Source organism: Pseudoalteromonas sp. S327, from assembly GCF_005886415.1.
GTDB classification, from domain to species: Bacteria; Pseudomonadota; Gammaproteobacteria; order Enterobacterales; family Alteromonadaceae; genus Pseudoalteromonas; species Pseudoalteromonas atlantica.
Map to the genome: position 1 here is coordinate 1 of NZ_PNDP01000019.1, position 14,331 is coordinate 14,331.

17 protein-coding genes and 1 tRNA gene are annotated in these 14,331 nt (G+C 41.8%); 9 read left to right on the forward strand and 9 right to left on the reverse strand.

Annotation, left to right across the window (positions count from 1 at the left end):
• Positions 1-2 precede the first annotated feature (2 nt).
• From CWB60_RS07360 to dnaQ, 3 genes are all read right to left on the reverse strand, one after another.
• Positions 3-76, reverse strand: a tRNA-Asp gene (locus tag CWB60_RS07360).
• A gap of 98 nt (positions 77-174) precedes the next feature.
• A complete protein-coding gene (locus tag CWB60_RS07365; protein ID WP_024033683.1) occupies positions 175-1,545 on the reverse strand; it encodes a TIGR03503 family protein in 1,371 nt (456 codons plus the stop codon).
• A gap of 8 nt (positions 1,546-1,553) precedes the next feature.
• A complete protein-coding gene (gene dnaQ / locus CWB60_RS07370) occupies positions 1,554-2,267 on the reverse strand; it encodes a DNA polymerase III subunit epsilon (RefSeq protein ID WP_138579816.1) in 714 nt (237 codons plus the stop codon).
• Between the two features lie 68 nt (positions 2,268-2,335).
• Here dnaQ and rnhA point away from each other — a divergent pair, with 68 nt between their 5' ends.
• On the forward strand, positions 2,336-2,800 hold the full coding sequence (gene rnhA, locus CWB60_RS07375; RefSeq protein WP_004585980.1) for a ribonuclease HI: 465 nt from the start codon (positions 2,336-2,338) through the stop codon (positions 2,798-2,800).
• A 78-nt stretch (positions 2,801-2,878) separates the two neighbouring features.
• On the opposite strand, the gene CWB60_RS07380 is transcribed toward rnhA, so the two are convergent.
• Positions 2,879-3,655 carry a class I SAM-dependent methyltransferase gene (locus tag CWB60_RS07380; protein WP_055255234.1) on the reverse strand — a complete coding sequence of 259 codons (777 nt, stop codon included), beginning with the start codon at positions 3,653-3,655 and terminating at the stop codon, positions 2,879-2,881.
• 53 nt (positions 3,656-3,708) lie between these two features.
• Here CWB60_RS07380 and gloB point away from each other — a divergent pair, with 53 nt between their 5' ends.
• Entirely contained in the window at positions 3,709-4,482 is a 774-nt protein-coding gene (gene gloB, locus CWB60_RS07385; RefSeq protein ID WP_096041965.1) for a hydroxyacylglutathione hydrolase, read from the forward strand.
• Between the two features lie 184 nt (positions 4,483-4,666).
• Positions 4,667-6,244 carry a lytic transglycosylase gene (locus CWB60_RS07390; protein WP_096041966.1) on the forward strand — a complete coding sequence of 526 codons (1,578 nt, stop codon included), beginning with the start codon at positions 4,667-4,669 and terminating at the stop codon, positions 6,242-6,244.
• Positions 6,245-6,518: 274 nt separating this feature from the next.
• On the opposite strand, the gene CWB60_RS07395 is transcribed toward CWB60_RS07390, so the two are convergent.
• From CWB60_RS07395 to CWB60_RS07405, 3 genes are read right to left on the reverse strand one after another with little or no spacing between them, the layout of a single operon-like run.
• Positions 6,519-6,968: a flavodoxin gene (locus CWB60_RS07395; RefSeq protein WP_138579817.1), complete on the reverse strand. Its 450-nt coding sequence runs from the start codon at positions 6,966-6,968 to the stop codon at positions 6,519-6,521.
• On the reverse strand, positions 6,968-7,732 hold the full coding sequence (gene truC / locus CWB60_RS07400) for a tRNA pseudouridine(65) synthase TruC (RefSeq protein WP_138579818.1): 765 nt from the start codon (positions 7,730-7,732) through the stop codon (positions 6,968-6,970). Before truC ends, CWB60_RS07395 begins: the two co-directional genes overlap by 1 nt.
• Positions 7,725-8,045 (reverse strand): YqcC family protein, encoded by a 321-nt coding sequence (locus tag CWB60_RS07405; protein ID WP_029774011.1) that lies wholly within the window; start codon positions 8,043-8,045, stop codon positions 7,725-7,727. The genes truC and CWB60_RS07405 overlap by 8 nt, the downstream gene beginning before the upstream one ends.
• A gap of 105 nt (positions 8,046-8,150) precedes the next feature.
• Here CWB60_RS07405 and CWB60_RS07410 point away from each other — a divergent pair, with 105 nt between their 5' ends.
• Both CWB60_RS07410 and CWB60_RS07415 read left to right on the forward strand, forming a co-directional pair.
• Positions 8,151-9,179 (forward strand): DUF3549 family protein, encoded by a 1,029-nt coding sequence (locus CWB60_RS07410; protein ID WP_138579819.1) that lies wholly within the window; start codon positions 8,151-8,153, stop codon positions 9,177-9,179.
• Positions 9,179-9,478 (forward strand): DUF3301 domain-containing protein, encoded by a 300-nt coding sequence (locus CWB60_RS07415; RefSeq protein ID WP_004585972.1) that lies wholly within the window; start codon positions 9,179-9,181, stop codon positions 9,476-9,478. The genes CWB60_RS07410 and CWB60_RS07415 overlap by 1 nt, the downstream gene beginning before the upstream one ends.
• A gap of 741 nt (positions 9,479-10,219) precedes the next feature.
• Here CWB60_RS07415 and CWB60_RS07420 read toward each other — a convergent pair.
• Positions 10,220-10,864: a GNAT family N-acetyltransferase gene (locus CWB60_RS07420; RefSeq protein ID WP_138579820.1), complete on the reverse strand. Its 645-nt coding sequence runs from the start codon at positions 10,862-10,864 to the stop codon at positions 10,220-10,222.
• 211 nt (positions 10,865-11,075) lie between these two features.
• On the opposite strand from CWB60_RS07420, the gene CWB60_RS07425 reads away from it, so the two are divergent.
• From CWB60_RS07425 to CWB60_RS07435, 3 genes are all read left to right on the forward strand, one after another.
• Positions 11,076-11,315, forward strand: a complete 240-nt coding sequence (locus CWB60_RS07425) for a DUF2789 domain-containing protein (RefSeq protein WP_004585970.1) — start codon at positions 11,076-11,078, stop codon at positions 11,313-11,315.
• A 269-nt stretch (positions 11,316-11,584) separates the two neighbouring features.
• Positions 11,585-11,848 carry a hypothetical protein gene (locus CWB60_RS07430; protein WP_138579821.1) on the forward strand — a complete coding sequence of 88 codons (264 nt, stop codon included), beginning with the start codon at positions 11,585-11,587 and terminating at the stop codon, positions 11,846-11,848.
• A gap of 13 nt (positions 11,849-11,861) precedes the next feature.
• Positions 11,862-12,635, forward strand: a complete 774-nt coding sequence (locus CWB60_RS07435; protein WP_004585968.1) for a Zn-ribbon-containing protein — start codon at positions 11,862-11,864, stop codon at positions 12,633-12,635.
• Between the two features lie 225 nt (positions 12,636-12,860).
• On the opposite strand, the gene syd is transcribed toward CWB60_RS07435, so the two are convergent.
• Positions 12,861-13,400, reverse strand: coding sequence for a SecY-interacting protein (gene syd, locus CWB60_RS07440; protein ID WP_138579822.1), 540 nt, complete (start codon positions 13,398-13,400; stop codon positions 12,861-12,863).
• A gap of 59 nt (positions 13,401-13,459) precedes the next feature.
• Here syd and queF point away from each other — a divergent pair, with 59 nt between their 5' ends.
• Positions 13,460-14,305, forward strand: coding sequence for an NADPH-dependent 7-cyano-7-deazaguanine reductase QueF (gene queF / locus CWB60_RS07445; protein WP_055255227.1), 846 nt, complete (start codon positions 13,460-13,462; stop codon positions 14,303-14,305).
• Positions 14,306-14,331 lie beyond the last annotated feature (26 nt).

The following is a 14,331-nucleotide window of genomic DNA, read 5'->3' on the forward strand; positions in this document are numbered from 1 at the left end:
GGCGGAGTGGACGGGACTCGAACCCGCGACCCCCGGCGTGACAGGCCGGTATTCTAACCAACTGAACTACCACTCCGCATTTTCGTTTCTGCTTAGGTCTCCCTTTGCAGCGGCGTGAATAATACGAATCAGCCCCTACTTCGTCAAGGGCTTTTTTGTTTTTTTACAGGTTTTTTAGTCATCTGACATCGAAAGGTTTAAAATTTCACCTGATTTGTCACTTTTTGAGCCATTTTTGCCGACTTGATTTTTTTCTGCATCGGCGTTGCTCTCATCGTTTACTTTCTTTTTGTTTAAAAAAGGCAGTTTAAAGTTAAATTTGATTGGCTTTTTCTGTACAAAAATACGAATTGCTAACCACCCTAACAATAAAATGAGCAAATTACAGCCCACGATTAAAGTCACTAATGTAGAAGTGGCCATTTTTTCTTCAACGGGCTCAGCTTCCAAGGCCAGGTTTTGATCAATAAGCGTAGCAGGGTCTATTTCTGGTACTGCTTCTATTGGCCTTTCTATCTCAAATTTGTATGTTGGTATTGTGGCCATAAACTCACGACCGTTTATATTAGTGCCAAAAACAGACAGTTCAACGCTGTATCTTCCCCAATCATAGTTTTTAATTGCTAGTTGGCGTGTATCACCCGCTTGCGCGTCAATAGTGAACATTTGCTCTTCATTGTTAGGGTAATAAATTTTTCCCTGCACAATAACAGTTTCGGGTTTAACTATGTTGCTATCTATATTAATAGATAGCTGGTGATCGTCAGTATCAAGCTCTGCCAGTGCGACCTCAGATTTAAATGGCGGTTCATGCACAATGATAGGGTCTTGCACAATCCGTCGCTGTAATAAGGGGGTCGCTATATAGAGTTCTGGTGTCCACTGCCCTGCTGGAAAGTCTAATTTAAATTCGCCAGTAAACACTCCATCGTTAGGGCGTTCATCAAAGCCGCGGCCATCGTCTTTAAATTCGGCAACTTCTTGAGTGCCTGCACCAAAGTTTGCATAGCTTTCATCGTTGGTACTTACAAAGTCAACGTTTAGGCTAACTACATCTGTGAATAAGTTAGCATCGATAGGCTCATCATCATTTAAAATTTCGCCCGTTATTTTTATTGTCTCGCCTCTAAATAACATAGGAGGTAATGGCTGTGCTTTTAAAGACACTTCCCCTAACACCACAATGCGGCTGTCGGGCAAAATGCGGCCAATAACTTGCCATGGGCCAGCCATCGGTTTTTTTATGGTGATTAAGTCGTAACTAAGCTCATCAAACCAATCGAGGTTGGGATCTTTAACGGCGTTAGTGGCAAAGTACTTGCTGCCATCGGGCCTGACTAAAATAACCGCGGGCGAACCTGGCTTTCTAAAAAATAGTAAGGTTATTTCGTCTAATTGGCTGTCTATACGAAAACGGTTATCTAGCAGCGGTATTTCATTTTGTTCGCCGTCGCGTTTAAGCAGCTCTACTTGCTTAACGGCAAACGCACTGGCGCTAAACAGTGAGGTGGCGCACAGTACAGTTATAAAATACATCGTTTTCATAGTTGGCCTTATTCAGCGCGCCATAAACAGTGGCCGCCTTCTTTGTCTATAAGATCGAGTCGTGCTTCGTGTGCGCTTTGCTCAGCGTCGTTTGCGCGCAATACAACTAAAGGTGCTCGGTCACTACTTAAGCGTCTTATGCCACCAGTCTGTTGCTCGCTGCCGTCATCTTTATTTTGGTTTAAGTTTAGCTTGGTTTGCCCGCCAGTCATGGCAAGGTAAACATCGGCTAAAATTTCAGAATCCAGTAATGCGCCGTGTAATGTTCGTTTTGCGTTGTCTATATCGTAACGGCGGCACAAAGCATCTAGGTTGTTCTTTTGACCAGGATGCAAGTCACGCGCCATTTTAAGGGTGTCGAGAACTTGGCAGTACTCGTGCGTATTTGGGTAGCCTTGGTTAAGCAGCGCAAACTCGTTATCCATATGGCCCACATCGAACGGGGCGTTATGTATTACAAGCTCTGCACCTTTAATGTAGTCAAAAAACTCTTGCGCTATATCGCGATAAAGTGGTTTATCACGTAAAAACTCGTTGGTAATACCGTGAACATCTATTGCTTCTTCTTCAATGCTGCGTTGTGGGTTAATGTAAACATGAAAATTATTACCGGTTAAACGTCGGTTTATTAATTCTACACACCCAATTTCTATAATCCGGTGCCCCTGTTTGGGGTCGATGCCGGTGGTTTCTGTATCTAAAACTATTTGTCTACGTGCCATATCGAATTTAGCCTGACTCTGGTATCTTTCTATAATCACTTTATTGTACATAATATCAAGGTAAAACAGTGCAAAAAACCGTAGAGATTTACACCGATGGCTCATGTTTAGGTAATCCGGGCCCTGGTGGTTATGGTATTTTTATGATTTATAACGGCCACGAAAAAAAATTAAGCCAAGGGTATAAGCTAACCACAAACAACCGTATGGAAATGCTCGCTGCCATTGTTGCCCTTGAATCACTCACCCGCCCTTGCACCGTTAACCTCACCACAGATAGCCAGTATGTTAAGCAGGGTATTGAGTCGTGGATTGCAAATTGGAAAAAACGGGGCTGGCAAACATCGGCAAAAAAGCCGGTTAAAAATGTTGATTTATGGAAGCGACTTGATAGCGCTTGTAGCGAGCACACGGTTACATGGAAATGGGTAAAGGGACATAGCGGGCATAAATATAACGAAATAGTTGACGATTTGGCCCGTGACGCTGCAGGCAGTAGCAACCTACTTGATGATGTAGGGTATCAACCTTAACCCGTTAAAGCTTTTGCACTTTTTAGTGCCATGAGTGTAAGGCTCATGGCTGGGTTAAAAAGTGCCTACTTACATTTTTTAACTATTATTATTTTTTTGCTCACACTGTTTAAAGTGCTGCTTTGATGTTTGTCTAAGCCCTGCCCCCTTTACAGGTGAAAACTGCGGCCTTGCATGCCACTTAGGTTTTATAGGCGTAAGCGGAGCCACGCGTTTTCGCGCCACCAGCATATACACACTCCCCATAGGTTTTAAATACTGTTTGGCAAAGCTGCGCCAAAATGCAAACCGCGAAAGCCTGTTACCCCGCGCAAGAGATGAGTAAATAAAGCGCTCATCGCTAATAATTTCAAACCCCAATAAATTAAGCCAATCTTTTACCCGCGCAGGCGTAAAAAAACGCCCCGTCCACGGCAGCTTTTGGCCGCTAAAGGGCAACATTTGCGCCAATCCACATAAACTAAACGGATTAAATCCGGTAATAACAATGTAACCACCGGGTATAAGTGTACGATGCGCCTCGCGTAATATGTGATGTGGGTCTGAGTGATACTCTAAGCAGTGGCTTAAAATACACGCATCAACACTGTGCTCATAAAAAGGCAGTTCGTCTATATCGGCTATTACACCTGTGTAAGGCCCCTCTTCGGCAACACATACTTGGTGTTTTATAGTGCTTATGCTGGTATTAAGCTCGCCACTTAAATTACCTAATTTAAGCATATGGTAACCAAACATACGCGGCAGCCATTGATCCATTTTTTGTTCAATGTCAGCACGTAAATAATCCCCATGAGGGAACTGCTGCCATGACAGCGGTTTGGGTCCTTCTTGAAAACTAAGGGCTGGTTTCATTTTTATAGCTCGTTATACTAGGTGTTACCCGTCACTTTATAGAGCAAATTAATATGGTGCAAGTTAAAGCAATTAAAGCATTTTCTGACAATTATATTTGGTGTTTAACTACCCATAATAGCGACCTAGCGTGGGTGGTTGACCCAGGCGACGCCCAGCCCGTTATGGCGCATTTAGCAGAGCACAACTTACAGCTTGGTGGCATTTTAATTACCCATCATCACAGCGATCATACCGGTGGCGTAGCCGAGCTTGTAAAACAGTTTTCAAACATTGCAGTGTACGGTCCTATTAACAGTCCGTTTGCGGGGATCACCAATACACTGGTTGATGGCGATAGCATTGAGGTATTGGGTACGCGTTTTAACATTATTACCACCCCTGGCCATACGCTTGATCACATTTGTTATATTCATGAAGAGTTGGCTTTTACAGGCGATACGCTTTTTAGTGGGGGCTGTGGGCGATTATTTGAAGGGACGCCTGAGCAAATGTGGGAGTCGTTTAATAAGCTGCGTGAGCTACCTAAAACCTGCAAAGTATATTGCACGCATGAATATACGCAAGCCAATTTAGCATTTGCAAAAGCCGTAGAGCCGCGTAACCCTGAGCTACTCCAATACAGCGATAAAGTAGATGCACAGCGTGCTAAGGGCGAAATTACACTGCCAAGTACAATAGGCCAAGAGCTTAAAGTTAATCCGTTTATGCGCAGCGACCTACCTACTATTACAGAGTTAATTCCAAAAGAATTTGTGTTGGTTACAAAAAACAATGAACCATGGGAAAACTTTGCAAGTCTGAGACGATTCAAAGACAACTTTTAGTTAAGATATGTTGACCTGTTGTAATTAATTTTGCAGCATCGTGGTTAGGTATATCCTAGGTAAAACCATTGGTTTAAAAATAGCGAATGGTTTTACCAACATGTTAAAGTTGGTCGTTAAGTGGCAATGTTGACTCATAACGGGTAGTATTCGCCGAGTTTTTTTACCTGATGTATTGGTATATATGAATAAATCTCCTCTATTAATTGCCTTGGCGCTTGCGCTAAGTGGTTGTCAAACATTAACAACCGTAGATTCAGACGCACAAGCTGCTACCCAAGCAAATAAGCGCTTAGAAGGCGCAAGCCCTAACGATATTAACAATGCATTGATGGTAAACGCCCAATATCAACACGTTGAGCAGAGCGAAGACGCCCCCGTTTTTGACGATGTGTGGGAGCGCATTCGCTACCAACTGTCTATTGATGTACCGCAAAACCGCCCTGTTGTTACCGAGCGAAATTACTATGCGCGTCATCAAGCTTATTTAGACCGCATTTCAAAACGCGCAGAACCTTACTTACACTTTATTGTTGAAGAAGTAGAAAAGCGCGAAATGCCTATCGAAATTGCCCTTTTACCTATTGTAGAAAGCGCGTTTGACCCATTTGGCTACTCTAATCGCAGTGCTTCGGGTATTTGGCAATTTATGCCAGCCACTGGCGAGCGTTTTGATTTAAAACAAAACTGGTGGTACGACGGCCGACGCGACATAGTGCAATCTACGCGTGCTGCCCTTGATTACTTATCGTATTTACACAAAACCCTTGAAGGCGATTGGTTAAACGCCATTGCCGCTTATAATTCAGGCGAAGGGCGTTTAATGCGTGCGATTAAGAAAAATCGTAAAAAGCATTTACCAACAGACTTTTGGTCTCTCGACTTACCAAGCGAAACCACCGCGTATGTACCAAAGCTTTTAGCCCTTGCCGATTTATTAAAACGCGCTGATGAGTTTAATGTAAAGTGGAAACCGGTTATCAACGCGCAAGTTGTAGAAGTAGTTGATGTAGGCACGCAGATTGACTTAGCACTGGCCGCAGATATGGCCGATATGACTCTTACTGAGCTATACAGGTTAAACCCAGGCTTTAACCGCTGGGCGACCGACCCTAACGGTCCGCATTTTTTACTATTACCCACCGATAAAGCGGAACAATTCAGCCAAAAGCTGGCGCAAACCGATGTTAAAGACCGCTTACGCTGGCAGCAATACACTGTGGCGAGCGGAGATAGCCTATCGGTTATTGCTAAAAAGTTTACCACTAGCACCAGTGCTATTCGCTCGCTTAATAAATTAAAGTCAAACACCATACGTATTGGCCAACAGTTATTAGTACCCTTAACCGATGGCGCAATTAATAGCGAACATTTACCTAAGCAAATGCGTTTAGCTGCTAATAAAGCCACCCGTACTAAGCTGTCGCACACGGTTAAAAGTGGCGACACCCTGTGGGACATTAGTCGCGAATACGATGTCACCATGGATGAGTTGGCCTCGTGGAATAAACTGAAGAAAAACTCAGTATTGCGCTTAAATCAAAAGCTCACTGTTTATAAATCAGCGAGTAAACCACAAGCAACTGCAAGTACTAATCGCACCATTACGTACAAAGTACGCCGTGGTGACTCGCTTGCTCGTATTGCGTCTAAATTTAATTTAACCGTAAACGAAATTATTAAGTGGAATAACTTAGCCGGCCAAAAGTATTTACAGCCAGGCCAAAAGTTAAAGCTTAAGGTTGATGTAAGAAGTAGTTAACCCACTGTTTAATAATTAAAAAAGGAGCGCATGCGCTCCTTTTTTTGTACGTATAAGCAGTTAATACCAATTCGCTTAATTAAATGCTCTATTTTGAGGCCGGAAAAACGTGTTAATAGCTAGGCAATAAATTCGCTATTTAGTTGTTCTCGGCAATTGCTCCTGCATGGCTCTACCTTCTGCATCCATGCAGTCGTAAATGAGCATTTTTTAACGAAGGTAGCGACACATTTAACCCCGCAAAATGATTAAGCATTATTGCGCATTGGTGTTACTAAGCTGGTAATTTTTCAAGCCATGCTTTTAACCACGGCTCTGCTACAGGCCATGGCTCAAAGTCTTCGCAGGCATCTATTTCTAAACGGTTTCCTACCGGCTTAGCTTGCAAGTCACGTAGTAGCTCATCAAAGCTGCGCCCTGCACCGCAAAACGTATCGCCGTAGCATCTATCGCCCATGGCTATAACACCAAATGGCTTATCAGTTAGCATCGGAAATGTGCTGTTCATAGCAAAGTAGAGCCCAGCTAAATTGTTAGGTACATCGCCTTGCCCTGTGGTAGAGGTAACAACTAATATATGTGAGGCGTTTTTAATATCATCAAGTGAGGCCTCACTAATAACGCTCGCAGTGTGCCCCGCTTTTTCAATTGTATTTGCAACGTCGTAGCTTAAACGTTCTGCACCGCCGTTAACGCTGCCTACAAAAATACTAATATGTGCCATTAATAATCCTTTTCTTGCTGTGGCCAACCTAGTTGCTTACATATACTAAGCATGTCTTCACCTAGTGGCGCTTTAATTACGATGGGTTTATGCGTGTAAGGGTGCACAAAACTAAGCTGCGTTGCAAATAGCATTAACCGCCGCAGTGCAAAATGCTCCCTAAAAAATTGATTATGCTGATTATCACCATGATTTACATCACCAATAATAGGTATTGATAAATGATTAAGGTGGCGCCTAATTTGATGCTTTCGTCCTGTTTTTGGAAAACACTCTACGAGCGAGTAACGCACCGTGGGGTATTTACCAATAGGAATTGGTAGCGTGGCTTGATGTAGGCAATTAAATTGCGTTTGCGCCGCTTGTGGCGCTTTATTTTGCGAGGCAAATTTGTCAGCTATTTTATCAAGCTCTTCTTTTAACGGTTTATCTAAAAACACCGATTCAGGCGCAAAACCACGTACAAGCGCTAAATAACGTTTTGTAATAGTGCCTTCAATAAATAGCTTGTTCATGTCTCGGGCAGATTCTGAACTTAAAGCAAATAGCAGCACACCTGATGTTGGTCTATCTAGCCTGTGCACCGGAAATACATGTTGCCCTAATTGGTCGCGCAGCATTTGCATTGCAAACTGGGTTTCATGTTTATCTAAAAAAGAGCGATGAACCAATAAGCCTGCGGGCTTATCTATGGCAACAAAGTATTCGTCTTGGTAAAGAATATTAAGCTCGCCGTACTCTACAGGTTCACCCTTTTCAGTCATGGGGTTTACCTAAAAAAGCATCAAGTTCACTAAGTAGCGTTATAATTTCGCCGCTGCCGGTTTTATCCACTAACGCCATTTCAGCCATAGGCGCAATGGCAAAATTTTGCGGCAATGGTTGGTTAAGCGTTATTAATTGCTGCATTTTTTCAATAAATACAAACTGTAACCATTGCTCAAATGCCATGGTATCGTGACAAAAAGGCACTTGAGATTGTAATTTATGCGCCTCTATTGGCGTGCTTTGCCACAGCTTATGTTTTTTTAAAAGTGTGCTTAATTGGTTTAAATAAGCCTGAGTTTGCTGATACATAACCACTCTTCTTTTTACGTTATAGGGCAATTATACCCTGTTCCCTCAATGCCTGCTATGGCGTATAATTGAGGCAATTTTGCAGTAAAAACAATTGAGATAACGATGAGCGAACACATAGCGACACTTGGCCAACTTTTAGATGGCGCCGGTACACAATGGCGTGCTTTTGATATTGGCAGGCATATTACTAAGCTTGATAAAAAACAGTTTTTAGCTATTGAGCAAGCACAAGTTCCTTATCCTTATCCGCTTGCGGGGCATGCATGGCTGGCTATTCAATTTTGGGATAGCAAAGCAAGTAAAGAACCTTATGTATGGTTTTTAAAGTTTCCACTTGATGAGCAAAGTAAATTAGTGAGCGCGAGCCGCGATCATTTCGCTAATATGGTAATTGAAGCCCTAGGCAGCAAAATAACCGGCGAGCAAGCCGATGGTAAGCTAGATAATAACCCTTATGTGTTTACCCCTAATGCAAATAAATTAGCGGCTTTTAACGCCCAACTTAAAGTATTGTTAAAGCAACCAGCCTCTAAATATTACGAGCATACGCAGCTGTACTTTAGTGGCACTTTAGGTTTTGATGATTGGCAAAGCGTTGCGCTACAAGGGATTGCCGATTTTGCACTACGCTTAAATAACGACAACAACTTAGCAAACTTGCAAAAAGCTTGGCCGCATTTACCACTAGAGGTATTGCAGCCTTTGAGCGCCATGCTTGAACATGTAGAAATACCGCCATCACTCAGTGAGCTTTTATTCGCCTATGGCCACACTGCCATTGAAAATAACGATACAATTGCACTAACTGCCGCACTGCGCTCACTTTCAAAAGGCCAAGCGCAAGGGCTGTGTACACAACTAGTAGATGCTGCATTAAGCTCATCTGTTGGCACTGATTCAGATGTACTTTTAACGATTGCAGGACGATGCTTTTCTCAACTAGAAGAGCCTGAGCGCTTACATATTTTTATGGATAATTGTGCGCACCACCAGCAAATTGCCGAGCTATTCCCGAGTATCTTTGCTGATTTAGTTGCAATACCCACTATACGCCCACACTTACTAGGCTTATTACGTAAAGAAAATCGCAGCGAAACGCTCGCTCGCGCAATTGGAAGGTTGTTCTCTTAATGGCTACTTTGTGGACGTTTATCGCCATTGGCGCTGTAATTTACTTATTTTGGCTAAACCGAAAAGTAGCAGAAGCTGCTAACAGTCATGCCGCGCGCCAAGCTGAGCAATTACAGGTTCAGTTAATGAGCGTAGCGTGCACAAAACGCCGCTTTGGCATTTTAAAAAATGGCAAACCGGGGATCAAAAGCGAATTTATGTTTGAGTTTTCAAGTGATGGCGAAAATGCCTATCAAGGTATTTTAATTATGGAAAATGAAATGCTAAAAAGCGTTGTTGTGCCGCCACACAAAATTTAATTCTAATCGTTAAAACCGGTGGGGTTAAAGTGAAACCACTAAAATAAGTTAATACATAAAACTAAGGCGTAACAAAAGTTACGCCCCACTCTTACAGCATCCTGCTTGTTATCCTTGACCCAAAATCCGTATTATCATCCCCTGAACGAGTAAACAACCCTATTTACCCTCAACATTGCATCCTGCAAAATCCATAACCATCCTGGCTAACCCACGTAAACTAACGCTTGGCTACTTACTTTAGCATCATCCTTGGTCATCCTTTTAAGTAGCTCCTGCCACTTTAAATGCATCCTGCATTTTCCACTTGCCGCCTTGGCCATCCTGCGTAAACTAACGCTCCTGCTACTTCCTGTAGCCTCATCCGTAAATATCCTTAGGTAGTTCCAACTACTAAGCGCTTCATGCACTTCCTAGTTCGTCCTTGCGTCCTTTTTAACTTGTCCTTTATGCTTCCTGCTAGCATCTGCTATGTTGCCTATTCCGTATCCTTGGCAGTAGCTTAGTCATTAAGCTATGTCGTCTTGACAAGTTAAATACTACGCGAGTTTTGGTTTCATCCCACTAGGTAAACAAAATTAATTTTTCGTAATATATATGAAAAAATATAAAACCCAATATAAAACAAAAACCTACCCTTTTAAAGCTGCATTTATGAACGACCGTAACTGATAATGCGCACGTCAATGTAAGATATGTCTCACGGGCATATGTCCGTAATGGCGCTTATCGCTTACAGACTTACTTTGCATATGGTTTATAAAGAAGCTCTCCGGATACTTTATTAAAGGCAAGTGCTTTAAAAGTGCTAAATCCTTCTGATTTAAAAAACGTATTATGCTCTTGGCGTGTAACAAAAACGGCAAGCCCTTTAGCCCCTGTGTTTTTAGTTGCTAAATCATCTAAGCCTCGTAACAGGTAGCGCCCAAGCCCGTGGCCTTGCACGTGCGGGTCTACCGCAATAAACGCTAAATAGTAGTAATCGCCAATCTCATTAAGCGCAGTGCGTATTGTTTGCTCTTTTTCTATTAGTTGGTTGGTTTGCAAATACCCTGCGCTCAGCATTAACTTTAAGCGCCAATGCCAATAACGCTCTGGTTGTAATTGGCTGCTTGACTCAAATACACACGCCACTGCTTTTAATTTATCATCGCGGTACAAGCCTATTAATGGCAGCTTTTCTTGCCAAAAAGCACTGAGTTCTTCGCGTATCACTGAGCGTAATTTTTTCTCGTAGGCAGCCATATTATGTTGATCATAACCTAATAAATTTTGAAGGAGCGGATCATCATGATAGGCCTGATAGATTAAACTCCCTGCAGTGCTTATATCTTCAGGGGCAAGGTATTGTACGCTTAATGTGTGCTCATTAGAGGTGACTGTCATTGTGTATCCTTTTTGCTTTACTACCCTCAACGTTGCCAAACTATTTACCGTATATAAAGTAATTGGTAATTGTATGGCGAAAATGTTTATCTATACTGCAAGTTAACTATATACCTAAAGCAAAAATACCGTCAATTCAGCGAGAGTTTAACTAGCAAAGCCTATAGTCTGGCTCTAAGCTTGGTTTAATTTAATCAGATGGAGTAATAATATGGATACAACAAAACACGATATGAAAACGTTGTTTGCACAATTGGGTTTACCTAGCTCAGAACAACAGATTGACGATTTTATTGCTTCTCACTCACTAGAAGACACAACGCTTTTACAACAAGCTCCTTTTTGGGATGAATCACAGCAGCATTTTTTAGCAGAATCGCTAGCAGAAGATGGCGCGTGGAGTGAAGTAATTGATGAACTTGATGTGAGGCTTCGCCAAGAAGGTAAGTAATACTAATTTGCTCAATTATGCGACCTATTTTGAGGTTCGATAAACGTGTTTATAGCTAAGCAAAAATTCACTATTGGCTGTTCTAAATGAAAAATTTTTAACACAGGTAGCGACCCGTTTAGCCCCTCAAAATGATTAAGTATTATTGCGAATTGGTATAATCCCCCCTCTGCTTATACCAAGGCTTTATGCTCCTTGGTATTGTTGCTACTATAGCACCCGCGCAGCAAACACTTGCTGCGCTTATATATTAAAGAGTTACAAATCTAATGAATGCAGTTGTATTTGATGCAATTAAAGTCCTTCTTGATGAAGGCAAAACCCCTACTGTTGCCCTAACTAAAAGCCGTTTAGCACAACCTGTGCCTATGCCGATTATTATTGCCGCAGTAAGCCAATATAAAAATAATCCTGATTCAATTCATAATTTAATGAAAAACCCTGAGCAGAGCATCGTTGAGCCTAAAACATCTCAACTCGATCGCATTGAGAAAAAACTCGATAGGTTGCTAGCCCTGTTAGAGCAAAAATAATTTGAGACTATAAATGTTCGTTGTTGATTTAACGTTTGACTGCTACCAAGACACCACCCTAGAGCACGCCGAGCAAGCCATTAACCGATTAGTTAATGCACTGCGTTTTAACGGCCAAATTATGGGTGAAGAATTCCCAACTGTACTAAAAGATGGCTATTTTATTACCCGTGTAATGTGCCCAACCGAAGACGCCATGCACCCATTAAATAATAGCCCTTTTGTAAAACACAGTATTGAGAAGCTGCACAGTGCAGGTTTACTTGCTCCTAAAATAAAAGTTATTGGCCAAGACATTCACTCAAACGGTGCCGATACCTGTAAATCGCCTTCAAGCTATATTTTATACACAACCTATGTGCATACTTGTAGCCCACTGTATTGTGGTGATGACTTTTTACCCGTGCCATTATTTACTATTCCGGCCATTGCTAATGGGGATTATAAAACACTCATAAAATGGCAAGAAGATTGGCAAGCTTGCGATCAAATACAAATTAACGGCGCTACTCGCTGTGAATTTCCAGCGCTTGAAGAAATATCAAGCACACAAAGTGACTTATACCGCCGCGGTAAAGACATTGCTAAACGTATCCGCTTTTTAACTCAAAAACCGGTTTATTATTATTTATACCGTGTAGGCGGTGTAGATAAAGCCTCAGAACTTGAGCGTAAATGCCCTAGCTGCAATAGTGAGTGGAAATTGCCAGAGCCGTGGTTTGGGTTATTTGATTTTAGGTGTGAGCCATGTGGGTTGGTATCTAATGTTTCGTGGGATTTTCAGTAACTAAAAGCCCGTACTTTGCAAAATAAAGTTACACACCTTATAAAAAATCAGCTTAATGCATTGCACTAAGCTGACTTTTTAATGCTCAATTAAATTAAGTAAAGGCCGCGAGTAAGGCTACAATATCGCTCTTTTCGCTGTAATAACTAAGCAACCTTTAACGCATCTTGCACAGGGCTTATCCTGCACAATAATTAACGATTACTGCACATTGGTTTAATTAATCTAAACCTCAAGCGCTTTTAAAAAAGATTCTATATTGGGTGCAAGTACATGATGCGGCTTTTTACCTACGTACTCTAAACATACCTCACCGGTATTTACCTGCACGGTAACCAGTAAGTCATCTTGCTCAGTTAAACCTATAAATAGGGTTTCTGGCTGCTTTAATTTTCGTTTCATTAATACATGACCGGTAATATTTTGTTGCAGCAGGTCAAAATCATCTTTATTCCAAGCTTGTAATAACTCCACACGGTGACCATCTATACTAGCTAAAATGCTACCGCCATACATGTGCCCATAAAACTCATCAACCCCTGCTGGGAAGCTCAGCTCAAGCGCGTTAGCTAAATCTGATAACGAACCTGCGGGGGTTTGCAAAGCACTTTTCCATTGAATATTGCCTTGTGCGTCTACCTCGCCAAACTCGCAAGGGCTAGGCCATTGTTCATCGTGTGCCATAAGCGGATATTTAGCGGTGTTTTTAACGGTTTTTTCACAAAATTGCGTGTGAAGTTGGGCCATTTGCATTGCAACAGACATACTGCGAAACTCATTTAAATTAGATATAATGTCCCTATTGTAACTATTTAAGAGCAAACATGACAGATTACAGCAATTCTCCAGACCTTAAAGGTAGTGTGTTAGGACAATCTACTGAATACGTAGATGTATATTCGCCTAGCTTGCTTTTTCCTATTGCCCGCAAGTTAAATCGTGATGCTTTAAATATTGACGAAGCCGAGTTACCCTTTAAAGGCCAAGATATTTGGACAGGTTATGAGCTTTCGTGGTTAAACGCTAAAGGTAAACCGCAGGTTGCCGTGGCGCTGTTTACTTTTGCGTGCCAAAGCAGCCATATTATTGAGTCTAAGTCGTTTAAACTTTACTTGAATAGCTTTAATCAAACCCGCTTTGAAAGTATTGAGGTGGTAAAACAGCATTTAATTGAAGACTTATCAAATGCGGTAAATAGCGATGTAGCGGTAACGTTATACGCACCTGATGACTATAACTGCTTACCTTGCACGCCATTACCAGGGCAATGTATTGACGATTTAGATATTGAAATAGATAACTACGATATTGACGCCTACTCACTTAAATCAAAAAGTGACACCCTGGTTACTGAGACCCTGCACAGCCATTTGCTTAAATCTAACTGCTTAATTACCTCGCAGCCAGATTGGGCCAGTATAATTATTCGTTACACTGGTGAGCAAATATGCCATGAGGCACTCTTGCGTTATTTAATTTCATTTAGAACCCACAATGAGTTTCATGAGCAATGTGTAGAGCGTATTTATAGTGATTTAACCACGCAGCTAAACATTAAAGAGCTTGAAGTCTATGCGCGTTATACGCGCCGCGGTGGGCTGGATATAAATCCGTATCGTTCAACGCACTATAACGATACGCCTTTTGCGGTAAAAATTAATCGCCAGTAATACCAATCGACTTAAATATCACCATA

Bases quoted from the DNA above. Each gene is read 5' to 3' on its own strand.
- CWB60_RS07365 (WP_024033683.1), bottom strand. From the start codon at position 1,545: ATGAAAACGATGTATTTTATAACTGTACTGTGCGCCACCTCACTGTTT.
- dnaQ (WP_138579816.1), bottom strand. From the start codon at position 2,267: ATGGCACGTAGACAAATAGTTTTAGATACAGAAACCACCGGCATCGAC.
- CWB60_RS07380 (WP_055255234.1), bottom strand. From the start codon at position 3,655: ATGAAACCAGCCCTTAGTTTTCAAGAAGGACCCAAACCGCTGTCATGG.
- gloB (WP_096041965.1), top strand. From the start codon at position 3,709: ATGGTGCAAGTTAAAGCAATTAAAGCATTTTCTGACAATTATATTTGG.
- CWB60_RS07390 (WP_096041966.1), top strand. From the start codon at position 4,667: ATGAATAAATCTCCTCTATTAATTGCCTTGGCGCTTGCGCTAAGTGGT.
- CWB60_RS07395 (WP_138579817.1), bottom strand. From the start codon at position 6,968: ATGGCACATATTAGTATTTTTGTAGGCAGCGTTAACGGCGGTGCAGAA.
- truC (WP_138579818.1), bottom strand. From the start codon at position 7,732: ATGACTGAAAAGGGTGAACCTGTAGAGTACGGCGAGCTTAATATTCTT.
- CWB60_RS07405 (WP_029774011.1), bottom strand. From the start codon at position 8,045: ATGTATCAGCAAACTCAGGCTTATTTAAACCAATTAAGCACACTTTTA.
- CWB60_RS07410 (WP_138579819.1), top strand. From the start codon at position 8,151: ATGAGCGAACACATAGCGACACTTGGCCAACTTTTAGATGGCGCCGGT.
- CWB60_RS07415 (WP_004585972.1), top strand. From the start codon at position 9,179: ATGGCTACTTTGTGGACGTTTATCGCCATTGGCGCTGTAATTTACTTA.
- CWB60_RS07420 (WP_138579820.1), bottom strand. From the start codon at position 10,864: ATGACAGTCACCTCTAATGAGCACACATTAAGCGTACAATACCTTGCC.
- CWB60_RS07425 (WP_004585970.1), top strand. From the start codon at position 11,076: ATGGATACAACAAAACACGATATGAAAACGTTGTTTGCACAATTGGGT.
- CWB60_RS07430 (WP_138579821.1), top strand. From the start codon at position 11,585: ATGAATGCAGTTGTATTTGATGCAATTAAAGTCCTTCTTGATGAAGGC.
- CWB60_RS07435 (WP_004585968.1), top strand. From the start codon at position 11,862: ATGTTCGTTGTTGATTTAACGTTTGACTGCTACCAAGACACCACCCTA.
- syd (WP_138579822.1), bottom strand. From the start codon at position 13,400: ATGTCTGTTGCAATGCAAATGGCCCAACTTCACACGCAATTTTGTGAA.
- queF (WP_055255227.1), top strand. From the start codon at position 13,460: ATGACAGATTACAGCAATTCTCCAGACCTTAAAGGTAGTGTGTTAGGA.